Origin of the sequence: Pseudomonas purpurea, assembly GCF_039908635.1 — a bacterium.
Taxonomy (GTDB): Bacteria; Pseudomonadota; Gammaproteobacteria; order Pseudomonadales; family Pseudomonadaceae; genus Aquipseudomonas; species Aquipseudomonas purpurea.
In genome coordinates, this window is the sequence record NZ_CP150918.1 from 3,737,446 (window position 1) to 3,756,190 (window position 18,745).

Annotated in this window: 16 protein-coding genes and 3 pseudogenes; 8 read left to right on the forward strand and 11 right to left on the reverse strand. The window is 60.6% G+C overall.

Features of this window, described 5'->3' with window-relative positions; translation table 11 throughout:
- Positions 1-62: 62 nt before the first annotated feature.
- The gene (locus AABM54_RS16850) at positions 63-1,379 is read right to left on the reverse strand and encodes a Na+/H+ antiporter NhaC family protein (RefSeq protein ID WP_347906231.1); all 1,317 of its coding nucleotides are present in this window, start codon (positions 1,377-1,379) and stop codon (positions 63-65) included.
- A gap of 356 nt (positions 1,380-1,735) precedes the next feature.
- Between AABM54_RS16850 and AABM54_RS16855 the strand changes: the two genes are divergently transcribed.
- Positions 1,736-3,883, forward strand: a complete 2,148-nt coding sequence (locus AABM54_RS16855) for a methyl-accepting chemotaxis protein (protein WP_347901125.1) — start codon at positions 1,736-1,738, stop codon at positions 3,881-3,883.
- A 67-nt stretch (positions 3,884-3,950) separates the two neighbouring features.
- On the opposite strand, the pseudogene AABM54_RS16860 reads toward AABM54_RS16855, so the two are convergent.
- The 4 genes and pseudogenes from AABM54_RS16860 to AABM54_RS16875 all read right to left on the reverse strand — a co-directional run bounded on the left by AABM54_RS16860 (position 3,951) and on the right by AABM54_RS16875 (position 6,565).
- Positions 3,951-5,265, reverse strand: a pseudogene (locus AABM54_RS16860) (sensor histidine kinase).
- Positions 5,262-5,930: a response regulator transcription factor gene (locus AABM54_RS16865; RefSeq protein ID WP_347901126.1), complete on the reverse strand. Its 669-nt coding sequence runs from the start codon at positions 5,928-5,930 to the stop codon at positions 5,262-5,264. The pseudogene AABM54_RS16860 and the gene AABM54_RS16865 overlap by 4 nt, the downstream one beginning before the upstream one ends.
- 3 nt (positions 5,931-5,933) lie before the next feature.
- Positions 5,934-6,257: a PepSY domain-containing protein gene (locus AABM54_RS16870; RefSeq protein WP_347901127.1), complete on the reverse strand. Its 324-nt coding sequence runs from the start codon at positions 6,255-6,257 to the stop codon at positions 5,934-5,936.
- The gene (locus AABM54_RS16875) at positions 6,257-6,565 is read right to left on the reverse strand and encodes a PepSY domain-containing protein (protein ID WP_347901128.1); all 309 of its coding nucleotides are present in this window, start codon (positions 6,563-6,565) and stop codon (positions 6,257-6,259) included. The genes AABM54_RS16870 and AABM54_RS16875 overlap by 1 nt, the downstream gene beginning before the upstream one ends.
- A gap of 183 nt (positions 6,566-6,748) precedes the next feature.
- Here AABM54_RS16875 and AABM54_RS16880 point away from each other — a divergent pair, with 183 nt between their 5' ends.
- From AABM54_RS16880 to AABM54_RS16900, 5 genes are all read left to right on the forward strand, one after another.
- On the forward strand, positions 6,749-7,828 hold the full coding sequence (locus tag AABM54_RS16880) for a patatin-like phospholipase family protein (RefSeq protein WP_347901129.1): 1,080 nt from the start codon (positions 6,749-6,751) through the stop codon (positions 7,826-7,828).
- A 94-nt stretch (positions 7,829-7,922) separates the two neighbouring features.
- On the forward strand, positions 7,923-8,279 hold the full coding sequence (queD, locus tag AABM54_RS16885) for a 6-carboxytetrahydropterin synthase QueD (RefSeq protein WP_019692825.1): 357 nt from the start codon (positions 7,923-7,925) through the stop codon (positions 8,277-8,279).
- A gap of 406 nt (positions 8,280-8,685) precedes the next feature.
- On the forward strand, positions 8,686-9,966 hold the full coding sequence (gene codB / locus AABM54_RS16890; RefSeq protein WP_347901130.1) for a cytosine permease: 1,281 nt from the start codon (positions 8,686-8,688) through the stop codon (positions 9,964-9,966).
- A 13-nt stretch (positions 9,967-9,979) separates the two neighbouring features.
- Positions 9,980-11,233, forward strand: a complete 1,254-nt coding sequence (gene codA / locus AABM54_RS16895; protein WP_347901131.1) for a cytosine deaminase — start codon at positions 9,980-9,982, stop codon at positions 11,231-11,233.
- 233 nt (positions 11,234-11,466) lie between these two features.
- Entirely contained in the window at positions 11,467-11,637 is a 171-nt protein-coding gene (locus AABM54_RS16900; RefSeq protein ID WP_347901132.1) for a hypothetical protein, read from the forward strand.
- Between the two features lie 21 nt (positions 11,638-11,658).
- Here AABM54_RS16900 and AABM54_RS16905 read toward each other — a convergent pair whose 3' ends face one another.
- Positions 11,659-12,087, reverse strand: a complete 429-nt coding sequence (locus AABM54_RS16905; protein WP_347901133.1) for a RidA family protein — start codon at positions 12,085-12,087, stop codon at positions 11,659-11,661.
- 44 nt (positions 12,088-12,131) lie between these two features.
- Positions 12,132-13,130 (reverse strand): cyclase family protein, encoded by a 999-nt coding sequence (locus AABM54_RS16910; protein ID WP_347901135.1) that lies wholly within the window; start codon positions 13,128-13,130, stop codon positions 12,132-12,134.
- Between the two features lie 98 nt (positions 13,131-13,228).
- Here AABM54_RS16910 and AABM54_RS16915 point away from each other — a divergent pair, with 98 nt between their 5' ends.
- Positions 13,229-14,119, forward strand: coding sequence for a LysR substrate-binding domain-containing protein (locus AABM54_RS16915; RefSeq protein WP_347901136.1), 891 nt, complete (start codon positions 13,229-13,231; stop codon positions 14,117-14,119).
- 95 nt (positions 14,120-14,214) lie between these two features.
- Positions 14,215-15,367, forward strand: a pseudogene (locus tag AABM54_RS16920) (MFS transporter).
- A gap of 148 nt (positions 15,368-15,515) precedes the next feature.
- Here AABM54_RS16920 and AABM54_RS16925 read toward each other — a convergent pair.
- The 4 genes and pseudogenes from AABM54_RS16925 to AABM54_RS16940 all read right to left on the reverse strand — a co-directional run.
- A pseudogene (locus AABM54_RS16925) lies at positions 15,516-15,584 on the reverse strand (hypothetical protein); the annotation flags it as partial.
- Between the two features lie 27 nt (positions 15,585-15,611).
- Positions 15,612-16,802 (reverse strand): MFS transporter, encoded by a 1,191-nt coding sequence (locus tag AABM54_RS16930; RefSeq protein WP_347901137.1) that lies wholly within the window; start codon positions 16,800-16,802, stop codon positions 15,612-15,614.
- Between the two features lie 111 nt (positions 16,803-16,913).
- Positions 16,914-17,939 carry a methyltransferase gene (locus tag AABM54_RS16935; protein WP_347901138.1) on the reverse strand — a complete coding sequence of 342 codons (1,026 nt, stop codon included), beginning with the start codon at positions 17,937-17,939 and terminating at the stop codon, positions 16,914-16,916.
- A gap of 18 nt (positions 17,940-17,957) precedes the next feature.
- Positions 17,958-18,743, reverse strand: a complete 786-nt coding sequence (locus AABM54_RS16940) for an HAD-IIB family hydrolase (RefSeq protein WP_347901139.1) — start codon at positions 18,741-18,743, stop codon at positions 17,958-17,960.
- Between the last annotated feature and the right edge of the window lie 2 nt (positions 18,744-18,745).

Here is an 18,745-nt window from a genome sequence, read left to right on the forward strand (position 1 = left end):
GTCGGATCAAAAGTTGAGGAATTGCCCGTAAACACGGGGCAACTCCCCTTTTTGGTGCGCGATTACAGGACCATCGCGGCCACCCAGCCGAACGCCAGCAACGGCAGGTTGTAATGCAGGAACGTCGGGACCACGGTGTCCCAGATATGGTGATGCTGACCGTCGATGTTCAGGCCGGAGGTCGGACCGAGTGTCGAGTCGGAGGCCGGCGAACCCGCGTCGCCCAGCGCCCCGGCCGTGCCGACGATGCAGACGATGGCCAACGGGCTGAACCCCAGTTGCACGCAGAGCGGGACGAAAATCGCCGCGAGGATCGGCACCGTCGAGAACGACGAGCCGATGCCCATGGTCACCAGCAAACCCACCAGCAGCATCAGCAGCGCGCCGATCCCCTTGCTGTGGCCGATCCACGACGCCGAGGTCTGGACCAGCGTCTGCACTTCGCCCGTGGCTTTCATCACTTCAGCAAAGCCCGAGGCGGCGATCATGATGAAACCGATCATCGCCATCATCTTCATGCCTTCGGTGAACAGGTCATCGGTCTCACGCCAGCGCACCACACCCGACACCGAGAAGATCAGGAACCCGGCCAACGCACCAATGATCATCGAGTCCAGCAGCAACTGAATGATGAAGGCCGCCGAGATGGCCAGGCCTGCCACCAGCAGGGTCACCGGGTTGTACTGTACCGCGACTTGCTCTACCCGCTCGATTTTGCCCAGGTCGTACACGCGCTTCTTGCGGTAGCTGAACAATGCCATCAACAGGCCGAATACCATGCCCAGCGCTGGAATACCCATGGCATGGGTTACATTGACGCCGCTAATATCCACACCACTCTTACTGACATTAGCCAGCAGAATTTCATTCAGGAAGATGTTCCCGAAACCCACCGGCAAGAACATATAAGGCGTGATCAAACCAAAGGTCATGACGCAGGCAATAAGTCGGCGATCAAGTTGCAACTTGGTTAATACATACAGTAGCGGCGGCACCAGTAACGGGATGAACGCAATGTGGATCGGCAGAATATTCTGCGACGCAATCGCCACCACCCACAACAACCCGATCAACAGCCATTTGACCTGACCGCCTCCGGCCGCATCCTGACGGTCGACCAGTTGCAGGACCTTGTCCGCCAACGCATGGGCCAGGCCCGATTTGGCAATGGCCACCGCGAAAGCGCCGAGCAAGGCGTAGGACAACGCAACCGTCGCCCCGCCGCCGAGGCCACTGTTGAAGGCTTTCAAGGTCGCTTCGATACCCAGGCCACCGGTCAGGCCGCCCACCAGCGCCCCAACGATCAGCGCGATCACCACGTGCACGCGGGACAGGCTGAGGACCAGCATGACGCCAACCGCGGCAATTACTGCATTAATCATCGTTACCTCAAAGCACGGCGACGGGGGAAAACCGACGCAAACAGGATGAGTCCGACCGTAGGGCTTCGTGAGCCGACGGCGGATTGAAGAGAGGGTTTTATTAGAGGGCACGCACTGTGCCGCAGCGGGCCCGGCTTGTCAAAGCGCGAGGTCGCGCGGTGCCCGGTTGTCGCCTGGCTGTCCGTTAATGACGATCAGGCGCTTGTCATTAAAACGAACAACTAAAGGCCTAAATTAATGACGGCTATTAATCGTTTCAGCAGCAACTAAGTGAGTGCGACGAATAAAGAAACCAGCGGCGCGGCCGTTACACTGCAAAAGCCTATGCGTTTATCAAGAATAAGGACTTCCCCATGTCGCTTCGACAACTTTCCATTCAATGGAAAATCACCTTGCTGGCCGGACTTTGCCTACTCGGCATCGTGACCCTGCTAGTCGGGCTTTCGCTGTACCGCATGGAGCACAACTCCGAGCTGGTCAAAGCCTCCAGCATGGAAATGCTCACCGAAGCGGCTCAGGCGCGGATCGAAGCCCAGGGCGAAGTCCAGGCGTTGGGGATTCGCCAACAGTTCATGGACGCCTATCAATATGGCCACGGTTTCTCGCGCCAGGTGCTGTTCCTGCGCGAACAGGCCGAAAAGCGCTTCCTCGATGCCTTCGACCTGCGTGAAGACCTGACCCGCCAGGTCAAGTCGGCCCTGCAAGCCAACCCGGAACTGCTCGGACTGTCGCTGGTGTTTGAAGCCAACGCGCTGGACGGCAAGGACGAACTGTTCGTCGGCCAGAAAGACCTCGGCAGCAACGACAAGGGCCGCTTTGCGCTCTACTGGTCGCAGCCGACACCCGGCAAGCTGACCTCCATGTCGCTGCCCGAAAGCGACATGGCCGACACCAGCACCGGCCCCAGCGGCGAGGCGGCCAACGCCTGGTTCACCTGCCCGCGCGTGACCCTCAAGCCGTGCGTGATCGAACCCTACTTCTATGTGATCGACGGCCAGAACGTGCTGATGACCAGCATCGTGTTCCCGTTGCGGGTCGATGGCAAAGTCATCGCTTCGCTGTCGGTGGACATCAACCTCAACAGCCTGCAAGCGGTCAGCCAGCAAGCGAGCAAAAAGCTCTACAGCGGCCAGACCAACGTCAGCATTGTCAGCCCGGTCGGCCTGCTCGCCGGCTACAGCCCGGACGCCAGCAAACTGGCCCAACGCCTTGATGCAGTGGACAAGGCCAGCGGTGCCGAACTGATCCGCATGCTCGCCACCAACAGCCAGACCCAGAGCCTGCACAGCCATGGCGAGCTCAAAGTGCTGTCGCCGTTCCAGCCGATTCCCGGCGGCAAATCATGGGGCGTGTTGCTCGACGTGCCGGAAAAAGTCCTGGTCGGCCCGGCAGAAACCCTGAAAAAAGAACTCGACGAACGCAGCACCACCGGCACCCTGATCGAGCTCGGCCTCGGTTTGCTGGCAGCGGTCATTGGCCTGTTGCTGGTCTGGTGGATGGCCCGCAGCGTGACCCGGCCGATCCTCGGCGTGGCGCACATGCTCGAAGACATTGCCAGCGGTGAAGGTGACCTGACCCGCCGCCTGGCCTACGACAAGCAGGACGAGCTGGGACAACTGGCGGGCTGGTTCAACCGCTTCCTGGACAAGCTGCAACCGATCATTGCCGAGGTCAAACGCTCGGTACAGGACGCCCGCAGCACAGCGGATCAATCGTCGGCCATCGCCACCCAGACCAGCGCCGGAATGGAGCAGCAATACCGTCAGGTCGATCAGGTCGCCACGGCGTCTCACGAAATGAGCGCCACCGCGCAAGACGTGGCCCGCAGCGCTGCACAAGCGGCGCAGGCCGCACGTGATGCCGATCAGGCAACCCGTCAGGGCCTGACGGTGATTGACCGCACCACCACCAGCATCGACACCCTCGCCGCCGACATGAGCAACGCGATGGTTCAGGTCGAAGGGCTGGCGGCCAACAGCGAGAAGATCGGTTCGGTACTGGAAGTGATCCGTGCCATCGCCGAGCAGACCAACCTGCTGGCACTCAACGCGGCGATTGAAGCGGCACGCGCCGGTGAAGCCGGTCGCGGCTTCGCGGTGGTGGCCGATGAAGTGCGCAACCTCGCACGTCGCACCCAGGAATCGGTGGAAGAAACCCGTCAGGTCATCGAGCAATTGCAAACCGGCACACAGGAAGTGGTCGGCTCGATGAACAACAGTCATCGTCAGGCCCAGGGCAGCGTCGAGCAGGTCAGCCAGGCCGTCACGGCTTTGCGCCAGATCGGCGATGCGGTGACGGTGATCACCGACATGAACCTGCAAATCGCCAGTGCCGCCGAGGAACAAAGCGCGGTGGCCGAGGAGATCAACAGCAACGTAGCGACCATTCGCGACGTGACTGAATCGCTGTCGGGGCAAGCCAATGAATCGGCGCGGGTGAGTCAGTCGCTCAACAGCCTGGCGAACCAGCAGCAGAGCCTGATGGATCAGTTCAAGGTTTGATCATGAGTCGGTGGTGAAGCAGAAAACCAGCCCTCTCCCCAATGGGGAGAGGGGTCGAATTCAAGCCTCAGCGCTTCAGCAACTCCACCACAACCTTCAACCCGCCCCACTCACTCGCCTCCAACCGCAACACCCCACCCCACGCCTCGACGATGTCGCGCACGATCCCTAACCCGAGGCCATGCCCGTCGGTCTGCTCATCCAGCCGCATGCCACGGCTGAACACCTGATCACGATCCGCCTCGGGAATCCCGGGGCCGTCGTCTTCCACGGCCAACACAAACCCTTCAGCCGTCTCGACGACGCTTAATCGGACCTCGGCGTCCGCCCATTTACAGGCGTTGTCCAGCAGATTGCCAAGCAGTTCCAGCAGGTCCTCCCGGTCCCACGGCAAATGCAGCCCGGCAGGCACGGTGAACGACAGGTCCAGGTGATCGCCGTGGATCATGTTCAGGGTCGCGAGCAGCCCCGGCAGTTCGGCATCGCAATCAAACTGCGCGCCGGGCAAGGCATCGCCCGCCAGCCGTGCACGGTTCAGTTCACGATTGAGCCGCTGTTGCACCTGTTCAAGTTGTTCGTGGAGGATTTTTCGCAGCTCGGGATGCGCGTCGAGTTTCTCGCTCGACGCCACGCTCAACAGCACCGCCAGTGGCGTTTTCAGCGCATGCCCAAGATTGCCCAAGGCGTTGCGCGAGCGCTTGAGGCTGTCTTCGGTGTGGGTCAGCAAATGGTTGATCTGTGCCACCAGCGGCTCCAGCTCCAGCGGCACCTGATCATCCAGTTGCGAGCGCTGGCCCTGTTGCAATTGGGCGATTTGTTCGCGGGCCCTTTCCAGCGGGCGCAAGGCCCGGCGTACGGTCAGCCGTTGCAGCAGCAGAATCAGCAGCAAGCCAGCCAGCCCCAACCCCAACCCGACCTGACGCATGCGCTGAAAGCTTTCGCGTACCGGGGTGTAATTCTGGGCGACGCTGATGGAGATCGCCTGCCCCAGGCGTCGATAGTCCGAACGCAACACCAGCAGTTGCTGACCTTCCGGCCCCAGTTGCAGGTTGCTGTGCAGGCCGGGGCGATCGAGCTTGGGCAGGTCCTGATCCCACAATGAGCGGGAGCGCCAATGGCTGTCCTCGAAATCAATACGGAAATAGTGCCCGGAAAATGGCCGCTGATAGGCCGGCGACAAGCGTCGCTCATCCAGCTGCACGCCTTGCGGCCCACGCACCAGCGCCACCAGCAGGTTTTCGCTGTCGTCGCGCAGGGCCGGCCTCGAGGTAACGCTGCAACCCCATTTCGAACAGCCACAGGCTGGTTTGCGCCAGCACCAGGCCGACGACGACCATCACGCTGATCAGGCCCAGGCTCAGACGGCGCTGGATCGACCTCACCGGGCTTGCCCGCCGAACAGGTAACCCTGACCGCGACGGGTTTCGATCACGCTGCGCCCGAGCTTGCGACGCAGGTGATTGACGTGCACTTCCAGCACATTGGAGTCGCGCTCGGTTTCACCGTCGTAGAGGTGTTCGGCGAGGTGGCTTTTGGAAAGGATCTGCTCGGGGTGCAGCATGAAGTAGCGCAACAGGCGAAACTCGGCGGCGGTCAACTGGATGTCGGCGCCATCGCGGGTCACGCACTGGCGCCCCTCATCCAGGTGCAGGCCGGCCGCCTTGAGCGTCGGCTGGTTGGCCTGGCCGTGGGAACGGCGCAGCAACGCCTGCACCCGCAAGTACAGTTCTTCTGGGTGAAACGGTTTGGTCAGGTAATCGTCGGCGCCGGTCTTGAGCCCTTCGATGCGCTCGGCCCACGAATCGCGTGCGGTGAGTACCAACACCGGGGTGGCCAGGCCTGCGGCCCGCCATTGGGTCAACACCTCAAGCCCCGGCAACCCCGGCAAACCGAGGTCGAGGATGATCAGGTCATACGGTTCGCTGCTGCCCTGGTACACCGCATCGCGGCCATCGGCCAACCAATCGACGGCGTAACCCTGACGGTTGAGGCCGGCCATCAATTCGTCGGCCAGCGGCACATGGTCTTCCACTAAAAGCAGGCGCATTGGTCAATCTTCCTTGTCTTTCAGTAATCGGCCGGTACGGGCTTCAAGGTCCAGCTCACGCACCACCCCGTCGGTGGTCAACAGCTCGACTTCGTAAATGTAGACGTCGTGTTTTTCTTCCAACTCGGCCTCCAGCAGTTTGGCGCCGGGGTAACGGTCCAGGGCCTGTTGCAGCAGTTGTTCGAGCGGCAGAATCACCCCTTGTTGGCGCAGGCGCAGGGCTTCGTCCTGATCCAGGTCACGGGCGGCCACCACCGAACAAAATGCCAGAAGCAGCAGCGCCAGACGGCTGCTGGCGCGCCGATTTGAAAACAAAAGCACCTTCATTACGTATCCTGATGATCCTTGAGAACCTGCCCATTCACAGCGTCCAATTCCAGGTCCCACTCAATGCCTTGCGGATCGCGCAGTTCGATCTGGTAAAGGTACTTGCCGAACTTTTCTTCCAGCTCGGTTTCCTGAACGACCGCACCCGGATGTTTGGCCAGGGCCGTGGCGTTGAGCTTTTCGAAGGATTGAATGGTACCAGCGTCGCGCAGCCTCAGGGCTTCATCGGGACCCAGATCGCGGGCATGTGCGAGGCTGGCGGTCATGCCGATGACGGCGACGGTGGCCAGGGCAGTCAGGGTTTTCATCAGGTGTCTCCGTTTTTCTTTATGGCGTTTCAATGGGGGCACCTTAGCGATCTGAACTTAACTGAAACTGAATTGCCATCATCCGTAATAGCACCACATTGTTGCCGGCCTGCACAAAACCTGTGTGGAAGTACTGCTGCGCAACACGCCTATAATTGCCGCTTGCCAGACATCGAGGCCGGTATGACCGCTATCCACATCAAGTTCCCCGCACTGACCCTCAAGGCCGGGCCTCGGGCCTTTGCGCGAATCCGCGAGCACGGCTTGAACGCCCTCGATGTGGGCACGCTGCCGGGCGCCGCCGGTGGCCCCAAAGCGCTGGGGATTCAAGGCCTGGACCTGGCTCTGTTCGGCCAGTGGCTGCCGGACGCGCCACGGGAACGCTCGCTGATCGGTGCATCGGTGGGTTCCTGGCGCTTCGCCAGCGCCTGCCTGCCGAATGCCGCCGAAGGCATCCGCCGTTTGGGTGAGCTGTACAACGCCCAGCATTTCGCCAAGGGCGTGACCATGGCGCAGATCAGCCAGAGCTCGCAGCGCATGCTCGACGACTTGCTCGACGGCCGCGATGCGGCGCTGCTGGACAACCCGTTGTACCGGCTGAACATCATGATCGTGAAAAGCCATGGCCTGCTGGCCGACGATCATCGCGGGCGACTCGGCCTCGGCCTGTCCTCGGTGATCGCCGACAACCTGCGCGGGCGGGCACGGTTGTCGCGGCATTTCGAACGGCTGATCGTGCACGACCCACGCCTGGCGCCGCCGCTCAATGCCCTGAACGACTTTCCTTCGCGCTTCGTGCCGTTGAACACCGGCAACCTGCGTCAGGCGTTGCTGGCGTCGGGTTCGATTCCGATGGTCATGGAAGGCGTGCGCGATTTGCCGGGGGCCGGCGCCGGCACCTACCGCGACGGCGGCCTGCTCGACTACCACCTCGACTTGCCTTACAGCGGCGACGATATCGTGCTTTACCCGCACTTCACCGACCGGGTGATCCCCGGCTGGTTCGACAAAACCCTGCCGTGGCGACGCGGCAATCCCGGGCGTTTGCAGGACGTTTTGCTGCTGGCGCCGTCCAGGGCTTATTTGGCGCGCCTGCCCTACGGCAAACTGCCGGACCGTAACGATTTCAAGCGTTTCATGGGCGACGCCCCGAGCCGGCAGAAGTACTGGCGGGCCGCGATGGACGAAAGCCGTCGCCTGGGCGACGAGTTCCTTGAACTGGCGGCGAACGGTGGATTGGGTGAGCGCTTGCTGACCCTTTAGTCAGTGTTTTCCCGCAGGCGTAAACTCAAGCTGTTAAACTCGCCGCCTGCCCCGATCGCCGCAGGCGATAGCCACCTGACAGAGCTCAAACACCGTGGAAATTTTTAAAGAGTTTACCTTCGAGTCCGCCCACCGCCTGCCCCACGTCCCGGAAGGTCACAAGTGCGGCCGGTTGCACGGTCACTCGTTCAAAGTGGCGATTCACCTGAGCGGCGACCTCGATCCACACACCGGCTGGATCCGCGACTTCTCGGAGATCAAGGCGATTTTCAAGCCGCTCTACGAGCGCCTCGACCACAACTACCTGAACGATATTCCTGGTCTGGAAAACCCGACCAGTGAAGTGCTGGCCAAGTGGATCTGGAACGAGTTGAAGCCATTGCTGCCGGAGCTTAGTGCGATTCGGATTCACGAGACGTGCACCAGCGGGTGCATCTATCACGGCGAGTAAGCCTGTGATGAAAAAACCACCGATTGCGGTGGTTTCTTATGCCTGCCACATCGCCCTCGCTCCCGGAACAGTTCAGCCCTGATCCGGAGCCCGGGCGCCTGCCCCATGCCGTTCCTTATTCGTCTCGCCACACCGCCGGATATCGCGCCAATCGAAGCGATCACCCTCGCAGCCTATTCCCCCCTTACATCAAGTGCATCGGCCGCAAACCCTCGTCGATGATCAATGACGACGCCCGATAGTGCGCCAACGCGCACCATAACCGCACCGTTTTTACGTCCCCTTGCGGGCAGTTCCCGCTGTTTGACTATAAATAACAGGCAGGTCTCCCCGTCATCACGGCGCCCGCGCGCTTGGCACGGTGACTGCTACGTACCTGCGTCACTCATCCAGCAGGGAATGCCCCATGACGCAGAACGATCCTGGCAATGACTATCCTTTGAGCGAAGTCCCGATGCATGCCCGCAAGGGGCTCGCCTCCACCGCCATGGTGCTGTTGGGCTTCACGTTTTTCACCGCCACCATGTTTGCCGGCGGCAAGTTGGGCATCGCGTTCAGTTTCAGCGAGATGCTCACGGTGATCGTGCTCGGCAACCTGCTGCTGGGGGCCTACGCCGCCGCGCTGGGCTACATCGCCTTCAAGAGCGGTTTGAACGCGGTGTTGATGGGTCGGTTCTGCTTCGGCGAAATCGGCAGCAAACTCAGCGACCTGATTCTGGGTTTCACCCAGATCGGCTGGTACGCCTGGGGCACCGCCACCGCCGCGGTGGTGCTGGGCAAATACTTCGCGCTGGAGCCAGGCACGGTGCTGGGGCTGATGGTGCTGTTTGGCCTGGTGTTTTGCGCCACGGCGTATGTCGGTTATCGCGGGCTGGAAATCCTCTCGTACATCGCGGTGCCGGCCATGGCCGTGCTGTTGTTACTGTCGATGTGGGTCGCCACGGTGAAAGTCGGCGGGTTGGAGGGTTTGCTCGCCGTGGTCCCGACGGCAACCCTGGATTGGTCGACCGCCATTACGTTGGTGTTCGGCACCTTTGTCAGCGGCGCGACCCAAGCCACCAACTGGACGCGTTTTTCCCGCTCGGCGCGGGTCGCGGTGCTGGCGAGTCTGATCGGTTTTTTCATCGGCAATGGCCTGATGGTGTTGATCGGCGCCTACGGGGCAATCGTCTATCAGCAGCCGGACGTGGTCGAGGTACTGCTCCTGCAAGGCTTTGCCATGGCGGCGATGGCGATGCTGTTGCTGAACATCTGGAGCACCCAGGACAACACCATCTACAACTTTGCCGTCGCCGGTTGCAACCTGCTGCGCACCCGTCGGCGCAAAACCGTGACCCTGGCGGGCGCCGTCATCGGTACGTTGCTCGCGCTGCTGGGCATGTATGACCTGCTGGTGCCGTACCTGATTCTGCTGGGCACGGTGATCCCGCCGATGGGCGGGGTGATCATGGCGGATTTCTTCTTCCGTTATCGTAGCCACTATCCGCGCCTGGCCGACGCGCAACTGCCGGCGTTCAACTGGCCGGGGCTGAGCGCCTATGGCGTCGGTACCGTGGCGGCATTTCATTCGCCGTGGGTCGCGCCGCTGGTCGGCATTGCCGCCGCCGCGTTAACGTACATCGTATTGACCGGCCTGCTCGGCGCCCGCACACCGGCACCCGACTCAGGCCCATTACAAGACCTATAAAAGGATTTGCCTGATGCACATCATCAACGCCCGCCTGCGCAATCACGAAGGCCTGCATGCGCTGCACCTGGAAAACGGCTTGATCGCCAGCATCGCCCGCCAGACCGAGGCGCCTACCCTGGGCCCGGAAGACCTGGACGCTGGCGGCAACCTGGTGGTCCCGCCCTTCGTCGAACCGCACATTCACCTCGACGCCACCCTGACCGCTGGCGAGCCGCGCTGGAACATGAGCGGCACGCTGTTCGAAGGTATTGAATGCTGGGGCGAACGCAAGGCAACCATCACCCAGGAAGACACCAAGACCCGCGCCAAAAAGACCATTGCCACCCTCGCCGCCCACGGCATCCAGCATGTGCGCACCCACGTCGACGTCACCGATCCCGAGCTGACCGCGCTCAAGGCCATGCTTGAGGTGCGCGAGGAAAGCCGTCACCTGATCGACCTGCAAATCGTCGCGTTCCCCCAGGAAGGTATCGAGTCCTACCGCAACGGCCGCGAACTGATGACCGAGGCCATTGCCCTAGGCGCCGATGTGGTCGGCGGCATTCCGCATTTCGAGTACACCCGCGACCAAGGGGTCAGCTCGGTGAAGTTCCTCATGGACCTGGCCGAGCGCACCGGCTGCCTGGTGGACGTGCATTGCGACGAAACCGACGACCCGCACTCGCGCTTTCTCGAAGTGCTGGCCGAAGAAGCCCGCAGCCGCGACATGGGCGCACGGGTAACCGCCAGCCACACCACGGCGATGGGCTCTTACGACAACGCTTACTGCGCCAAATTGTTTCGTTTGCTCGGGCACTCGGGGATCAGTTTTGTCTCGTGCCCCACCGAGAGTATTCACTTGCAGGGGCGCTTCGATAACTTCCCGAAACGCCGGGGCGTGACGCGGGTCAATGAGCTGCTCGAAGCCGGGATGAACGTGTGTTTCGGTCAGGACTCGATCGTCGACCCTTGGTATCCGCTGGGCAACGGCAACATCCTGCGGGTACTCGAAGCCGGGCTGCATATCTGCCACATGCTCGGTTATCGCAACCTGCAAAGCGCCCTCGACCTGGTGACCGACAACAGCGCCAAGGCCATGGCCCTGGGTGATCGTTATGGACTGGAACCGGGGCGTCCGGCCAACCTGCTGATTCTTTCGGCGGACAGCGACTACGAAGTGATTCGCAGCCAGGGCTTGCCGTTGTATTCGGTTCGCGCGGGCAAGGTGTTGATGCAACGCCAGATGCCGCAGGTGCAATGGGCCAGCGACGTGCGCTTCGGCTGATCACCCGACAACCGAAACATCTTGTCTCAGATCCGCGCCACCCAACGTCACCGGGCGTCTGACACCCAGTGCGCAACTTCTTGCGCACCGGTGAGGCGTTACCATCCCCGACACCCCAACCGTACGAGAGAACAATGAGCCACCTGCCCCCGAAAAACGCTCCCCAGCCTGTTCCCAGTTCTGCCCACTGGTGGTGGGCCACAGGCCTGCTCTCAGGGTCTTGGCTGGTTGCCATGCTGATCGTCATTGCCACAGAGGATGTCATCTCATTGATCTGGATGGCGCTAACCCCCTGGGTAATCCTGACGACGGCGATTATCGCCGTGTCGAAAATGGCCGCGGCCAGAGCCATCCGAAAACGAAATGGCCAAGCGGCCGCGGAACAACAGGGACCGACGTCTTAAGCTCGGCCCCTGTTTCCGGTTTCAGCCTGCGACGGCGGCAACGGCGTCGATCTCGAACAACATGCCGTCCAGCGCCAGCCGCGGAACCGGGATCAGCGTGCACGCCGGTTTGGGCGCAGCGCCCCAGACCTGATGCAGTGCCTTGCCGAAGATTTCCAGACGCTCATGACTGTGGTCGACAATCAACACCGTCAGTTTGGCCACATCGGACACCTCGGCCCCGGCCGCCGCCAACGCGCACTGCAGATTGCTCAGCGCCTGGCGAACCTGTTCGGCGAAATCGCTGGACAGCTGGCTCTGGGCGTTCTCGCCTCCCTGACCGGCAACAAATACCAGCCGTGCGCCCGCCGCCACTTGGGCCAGATGGGAGTAACCGTTGGGCGCGGGGTCGTAGAGGCCCGGCGGGTTCGACAGCTGCAACGTAGCGCGGTGCGGTTTATCTGTAGGCATAGCGTTTCTCCGGGGTTGGCAATGATCGAGGGGGTATTGCCCGCTTACTTGATGGGCAGCGCCATCGGGCGGATGGGCGCGGCGTCGGCGCCCCGAAGCTTGAGGGAAGCACCGATAAAAGCGAACTGATAAATCCGGTCGCGGGCCAGTCCTTCAAGGTTGACCAGTTCCAGAATCGGCGCGCCCTTCATCGCCAGCAGGTAGGTGTGCAGCGGCAAGTAATTGCCTTCCACTTCCGAGGGGAAGGTTTCAAAACTCAGGTTGTCGGCCCCCACCACCATGGCTTCGCCGTCCTCGATCAGGAACTTCGCCGCGTCCAGGCTCAGGCCCGGCGGGTTGGTCATGTACTTTTGCGCCTGTTCATAGTCACGCATGCGGCCCGTACGGATCAGCACCACGTCGCCCTTTTCAAGGGCCACCTTTTGCAGCTTCAGCGCTTCATGCAGGTCCTCGCGGGTCACCCGATAACTGTCCGGCAGCATCTCCAGGCCTTTGGCCGCCGCGACGTCGATCAGCACGCCACGGGCAATGATCGGCGGCAGTTTCTCCGCGCCAGTGACGTTCCAGCCACGGTCTCCCAAGTGTTCATCGGCGCGGAAACCGTTCCAGATTTTGCCGTTCAGGCCAAAGTGGTTCAGTGCGTCGATATGCGTGCCCATGTGGGCATACATCGACACCGCTGAACCGCTGTAGCTGACGTGCTGGTTCATCGGTTCACCGACCTGCATCGGGTCGGCGATCACGTTGCCGTGCGGAGTGTGGGTCATCCACATCTGGTACGGCGGGTCGCCCGCCGCCTGCCAGCTCGGCATGCCGATGAAGTAGTCGACCGCCAGGTCGTAGGCCTGGGCCCCCGTCACGCGGGCCATGATCGCGGCGCGCGATTGCGGGGTGATCAGGTTCAGGCGGCCGATTTCATCGGTCGGCCCCCACGGGCTGATGCCGACTTCAGGCGCGGCGTGTGCAGCGCCAGCGAACACGGACAGCAACGCTGGCAGCGCGGCGTGTCGGGAGATTCGTTTGAATGCGGTGAAAACAGTCATGAGCAGTTCCTTGCCAAGTGAAGGTGCCATGGTATTAAGTTGCGCTTTATAGATAATCAGCGTTCTGGTTAATACATTTTCAACCTGGAAGAAACTATATGGATGTACTGATGGCCATGCGCACCTTTCGCCGGGTGGTCGAGCGCGCCAGTTTCAGCCAGGCCGCCCTGGACCTGCGCCAGTCCACGGCAGCGGTCAGCAAACAGGTACGGCAACTGGAGGAACGCCTGGGCAGCCTGCTGATTTTGCGCACCACGCGCCGCATGAGTCTGTCGGAGGCAGGCCAGGCCTATTTCAAGGAATGCTGCCACTTGCTCGACGAGTTCGATGCCCTGGAGCGCGCCACCCTGGCCGGCGCGAGCGAACCCAGCGGCAACCTGCGGGTCAACGCACCGCTGTCGTTCGGGCTCAAAGTGTTGTCGCCGGTGCTGGTGAGCTTTATGCAGCGTTACCCGCAACTCAACGTCGAACTGACCCTGGATGACCGGGTGCTGGATGTGGTCAGCGAAGGCTTCGACGTGTCGCTGCGGATTCGTACCAGCCTGGCTGACTCGTCCTTGATTGCCCGGCGCCTGGGCGACATCGAACAAATCATCTGCGCGGCCCCGACCTACCTCGACAGCCATGGCACGCCAAACTGCGCCGAAGACCTCTACCAGCACGAGTGCCTGACGTATCGGCTGACCGACCATCCCTGCGCCTGGCAGCTCGAAGGCCCACACGGCCAGACGCGGTTGCAAGTGCCGGTGCGCTTCAGCGTCGACAACAGCCTGATGCTCAGCGACATGCTGCTGGCCGGTCTGGGCATCGGCGCCCTGCCCTCGTTCATCGCCCGACCGCTGCTGGACAGCGGCCAGTTGGTGCGGGTGCTGCCCGAGCACTCGATGTCCCGCCGGGGGATCTATGCGGTGTACGCAAGCAACCGCCATCTTTCGCACAAGGTCCGGGTGTTTGTCGATTTTCTGGCTGAAGCCCTGGGAGATGAGTGACGCCGGGCGCCGAACCTTGCGGTCGCCGGACGGTCCCTGATGTGCAAGGATGTTGCCCTGCTCGCAGCCTCCCCCCGAAAGACCAAGGATTGTTCATGACCGCCATCACCCCTCCAGCGCCCGTCATCCCGGGTCGCCTGGAACAAATGTCGACCCGTATCGCCTTCTTCATCGCCGGTTTCGGCATCGCCGCCTGGGCACCGCTCGTGCCCTACGCCAAGGCCCGGGCCGGGCTCGATGAAGGCACCCTCGGTTTACTGTTGTTGTGCCTGGGGGTCGGCTCGATTCTGGCCATGCCCATGGCCGGAGTCCTCGCGTCGCGGTTTGGCTGCCGACGGGTGCTCAGCGGCGGGACGATCCTGATCTGCCTGGCGCTGCCGTTGCTGGCCACGGTGTCGTCGATTCCGCTGCTGATCGCGGCATTGTTCCTGTTCGGCGCCGGGCTGGGCACGGTGGACTCGACTGTGAACCTGCAAGCGGTGATCGTCGAACGGGCCAGCGGCAAGAACATGATGTCGGGCTTTCACGGGTTGTTCAGCCTGGGCGGGATTGTCGGCGCAGCAGGCGTTAGCGCATTGCTGGGCCTGGGCGTGTCGCCGCTGGGTGCAACGCTGGTAGTGATCGTGTTTTTGCTGGTGTCGTTGTTCAAGGCTGCGCCACACCTGTTGCCGTACGGCAGTGAAAGCGCCGGCCCCGGCGTTCGCCGTCCCCCATGGCGTGGTGTTGCTGATTGGCAGCCTGTGTTTTGTGGTGTTCCTCGCCGAAGGCGCGGTGCTCGACTGGAGCGCGGTGTTCCTGGCCTCCGAACGCAACCTCGACACCGCGTACGCAGGCCTCGGTTATGCGGCGTTCGCGCTGACCATGACCGCCGGGCGCCTGACCGGCGATGCCATCGTCCGCCGCCTGGGCGCCACGCGAGTGATTGTGCTGGGCGGGCTGACCGCTGCGGCCGGCCTGATGCTGGCCACCCTCGCGCCAGCCTGGGAAATGGCACTGGTCGGTTATGCGCTGGTGGGCGCCGGCTGTTCGAACATCGTGCCGGTGCTCTACACCGCCGTCGGCAAGCAGACCGTCATGCCCGAGAACATCGCCGTGCCGGCCATCACCACCCTGGGTTACGCCGGCATTCTGGCGGGGCCCGCAGTGATTGGTTTTATCGCCCATGGCAGCAGCTTGAGTGTTGCCTTTGGCTTGATCGCCGTGTTGCTGCTGGCCGTTGCGGCCAGTGGCAAGGTATTGAAGGTTTAAAAGCATCGTCGGATCGCCGCCCAAACCAAGCCTCGCGGCTACAGATTCTGCATCACCCTGTAGAGACTCTGTTCACGGTCAAGCTAACGCGCGGGCACGCCGTCGATAAACACCGTGGAGCGTGGCGACAGCCGCGACGTCGGCCTCAAACGCCGACGTTCAAGGAAATATCACTGCCACCAGTGCCGTTGGGCACCTGGAGCTGCCGCCCCGGCACAAGGCAATATTCCTTGCGTACTCGCTGTCAGGTGGTGCGAACGGCGACCACTCGAAACCCCATGAGAGAAATCGTTATCTGGACGACCAGGACCAGACACAGCAATACCGCTGCCATTCCCCAGTCACCGCTGTCGGCGATAAACCCCAACGCTGCGATCATGATCGTGGCGCCCATGTTGCCGACCAACCAGAAAATCGAGGTCGCCGTCCCTGACCTGGACAGACCGGCAGTGTCGGATATCAGTTGCAACAGAAGAGGCAACGGCGATAACAGTGCTGCGCCAATCACGACCCCCGCCAGACTCAATACCAACGGGGAGCCAGACGTAAAGAGCAGTACCGTGCCGATCCCCGCCAACAATGAAACCCCGGACAGGATGCCCCCCACCGTTGCCCCGCTGCGCACCAGAAAGGGCATGAACGTCATGCCTGCAATACCGCCGACCAACATCAGAATGACGATAAACCCTGAAACCTGTGTTTCGATCCCCTGACGTAACAGGATCGGTTCCAGCCATGTCGTAATGGCGGAGAAATACCCGTTGGTTAAAAAGATCATCAGCAAAACAGCCGTGAACGGCGCTGTGCGCAATAAATCGACACCCTGCGCGAGTAGACGGCCACCGGTTATTACAGGAACGGAAGTTGTTTGCCCAACGGGGCCATCTCGCGGGACATAAATGAAGGTCAATAGCGCAATCAGCCCCAGGATCGCGACGTCAATCAACAACGAACTGCTGATGTTCCCCTTCTCCGTCAACGGGACAATAATGAACGCGGAACCTATACCCAGGAAAATCACCATACTGAACAGCGTCGTGACACGCGCATGCTCGTCTTCAGAGAACCAGGTGATCATCAACTTGACGAGCAGCGACATGGTCAATGGTTGAACAAAACCGAACAACAGTTGACCGGCAAGCAGGTATTCATAACGGGGTTGTAACACTCGAATCAATGCCGCCAGCAACATGGCGACTGCCGTAATGCGCAAAGATGTTTGCACCGATATCCGGTCAATCAGGCCTCCGCTGGGAAGCGCCAGCGGTAATGCCAGCGCCGTCACGGCCAAAGACAACGAACCGACCTGCCCATAGCTAATGCCGTAATGGGTGGACACCTGGTCCGTGATGGGCGCAAAGCGCATCCACTCATATTGGGTCAACGCAAGCATGCCGGAGTAAATACAAAGAATACGGTAACGTACTGGGATCACGTTAATCTCCCGCGAAAAGACACGAGTGAAGTCCGGGAGCAAGTACCCCCGGACCTTGAGTCCACACTGTGCGAAAACAACGCCCCGACAGGGCATTGTTCATCAACCCTGTTAATGCTTGATTCCGGTCGCCAGGCTCCAGTCACCGTATTGCGTTCGGGAAACCGTGATATCGCAGAAACCGGCCATCGTCAGCAGTTCCCTTACTTCGGTTTCTGACAATTGCTGGCCCTGGGTCCAAAGCAGCATGTTCGCGTTGTAGGCCGCGACATTATGGGGACCGGTCTTATCCGGATTAAAAAACATCTCATGAAGAATGATGCGTCCACCACTGGGCAGTGCGTCAAAACTCTTTTTGGCCAGGAACAGGCACTTGTCCACCGGCCAATCATGAAAGATATCACTGTAAAGATGCACATCGGCGGCTGGATAGTCAGACGACCAGATATCTCCTTTATGGGTTTTGATACGCCCCGACATCTGATATTGCTCGACGAAGGTATCGGCGATATCGCAAACATAGGGAAGATCAAATATCACGGCACTCAGGTCAGGCCACTTCTCCAGCGCGCAAATAGAATGAACACCCGAGCCACCGCCCACATCCAAAAGGCAGGTATACCCGGACAGATCAATCCGTCCTGACCAGGCCCGAGCCGGACCTTTGCTTTTACTGTGCATTGCTTTAGTGAAAATTTCGCTATGCAATTGATCCTGCGCATTGTTCTCAAACAGGTCCGTCTCACCGAACAACCCGGACTGACCACTGAGCATCGACTCTTTGAAGAAGGCATAAGAGAACGCATCTTCCTTATGGCGAGCAGACTGCAAGACGCCACTGAACGAGGTCTCCGACTTTCGGGTCAGAAACTCTTGCGCCAAAGACGTCAGGCCATAGCAACTCCCACTCTTCTCCAGCAGCCCCTGGCTGGTGCACATCGCAACAAGCGCCTGTGCGGCCCGAGGCGCCAGTTCCAATGCCAAGCCGATTTCACCCAGCCTCAGCGCTTTTGCTTCAAGCAGATCAAACAGTTTTACTTCATCCGCAAAAAACAATGTGTAGGTATTGATAAACCCAAAGTAGATATCAAAGATCTGCTTATCACTGTGGTGTTCTTTGTGCACGGTACTGTCCATGTAAATGCCTATTCCGTTTCAAAAGTGCCGTTGAAGACCATCAACAATGCCATGACAATAGAAACCCTGAACGACACGATCAAACGCTTGCCTGGCCTCCCGCGAAGCGTTGCCCACCAGGTAACCGTGTGAACTGGCCTTCAACATCTCGATGTCATTACAACTGTCCCCGAAAGAAATGACCCTGGCGGGGGAAATTTCATGTTTCTTGACGATGAAATCGACCCCCTGCTTCTTTCCGCAGCCTGGGTGCATGATTGCAACATCATAGACATTCTCAGGGTCGCCAGCGGCGGCGCTGGCATAGGTGATTGATGCCTCGAGGCCAACGTGCAAACAGAGTTTATGGATGTGCTCGATGGCCGTTGCTTCATTGCCATCGGCCTTCAAGTAATACCCCCTGATGCGTTTCTGCTGGAAGGCCTCCGACTGCAGCGTCAACTCGATCCCCTCTCTCTCGAACAGGGCGTTCAGCCTTATGACCCTCTCAGGAAACGCTCCGCCTCCCTGCAACGGCCAACCTTCATCCTCCTGAACACTGTCCGGGTGGTTCCAGTACAACTCGGTCCCCAGGCTGGTCAATGCAAAGTCCCAGGGAAAGCCGGGGTATCTCTTCATCTTGTCCAGCACCACCGTTTGGCTGTTTCCCGTGGCCCAGCCAAATAACAGGTGGTGCTTGCGCTTCAGTTGATTCAAACAGTCTTCAAGTTTTTCTATCCCGGCATCCGCCTCTCGGGACGACAAGACCGGCATAAACGTCTCGTCAAAATCAGAAACTATCAACCATGTGTCTTTGCTCGCCATAC

Coding starts and splice junctions, on each gene's coding strand:
- AABM54_RS16855 (WP_347901125.1), top strand. CDS start 1,736: ATGTCGCTTCGACAACTTTCCATTCAATGGAAAATCACCTTGCTGGCC.
- AABM54_RS16865 (WP_347901126.1), bottom strand. CDS start 5,930: ATGCGCCTGCTTTTAGTGGAAGACCATGTGCCGCTGGCCGACGAATTG.
- AABM54_RS16870 (WP_347901127.1), bottom strand. CDS start 6,257: ATGAAGGTGCTTTTGTTTTCAAATCGGCGCGCCAGCAGCCGTCTGGCG.
- AABM54_RS16875 (WP_347901128.1), bottom strand. CDS start 6,565: ATGAAAACCCTGACTGCCCTGGCCACCGTCGCCGTCATCGGCATGACC.
- AABM54_RS16880 (WP_347901129.1), top strand. CDS start 6,749: ATGACCGCTATCCACATCAAGTTCCCCGCACTGACCCTCAAGGCCGGG.
- codB (WP_347901130.1), top strand. CDS start 8,686: ATGACGCAGAACGATCCTGGCAATGACTATCCTTTGAGCGAAGTCCCG.
- codA (WP_347901131.1), top strand. CDS start 9,980: ATGCACATCATCAACGCCCGCCTGCGCAATCACGAAGGCCTGCATGCG.
- AABM54_RS16900 (WP_347901132.1), top strand. CDS start 11,467: ATGCTGATCGTCATTGCCACAGAGGATGTCATCTCATTGATCTGGATG.
- AABM54_RS16905 (WP_347901133.1), bottom strand. CDS start 12,087: ATGCCTACAGATAAACCGCACCGCGCTACGTTGCAGCTGTCGAACCCG.
- AABM54_RS16910 (WP_347901135.1), bottom strand. CDS start 13,130: ATGACTGTTTTCACCGCATTCAAACGAATCTCCCGACACGCCGCGCTG.
- AABM54_RS16915 (WP_347901136.1), top strand. CDS start 13,229: ATGGATGTACTGATGGCCATGCGCACCTTTCGCCGGGTGGTCGAGCGC.
- AABM54_RS16935 (WP_347901138.1), bottom strand. CDS start 17,939: ATGGACAGTACCGTGCACAAAGAACACCACAGTGATAAGCAGATCTTT.
- AABM54_RS16940 (WP_347901139.1), bottom strand. CDS start 18,743: ATGGCGAGCAAAGACACATGGTTGATAGTTTCTGATTTTGACGAGACG.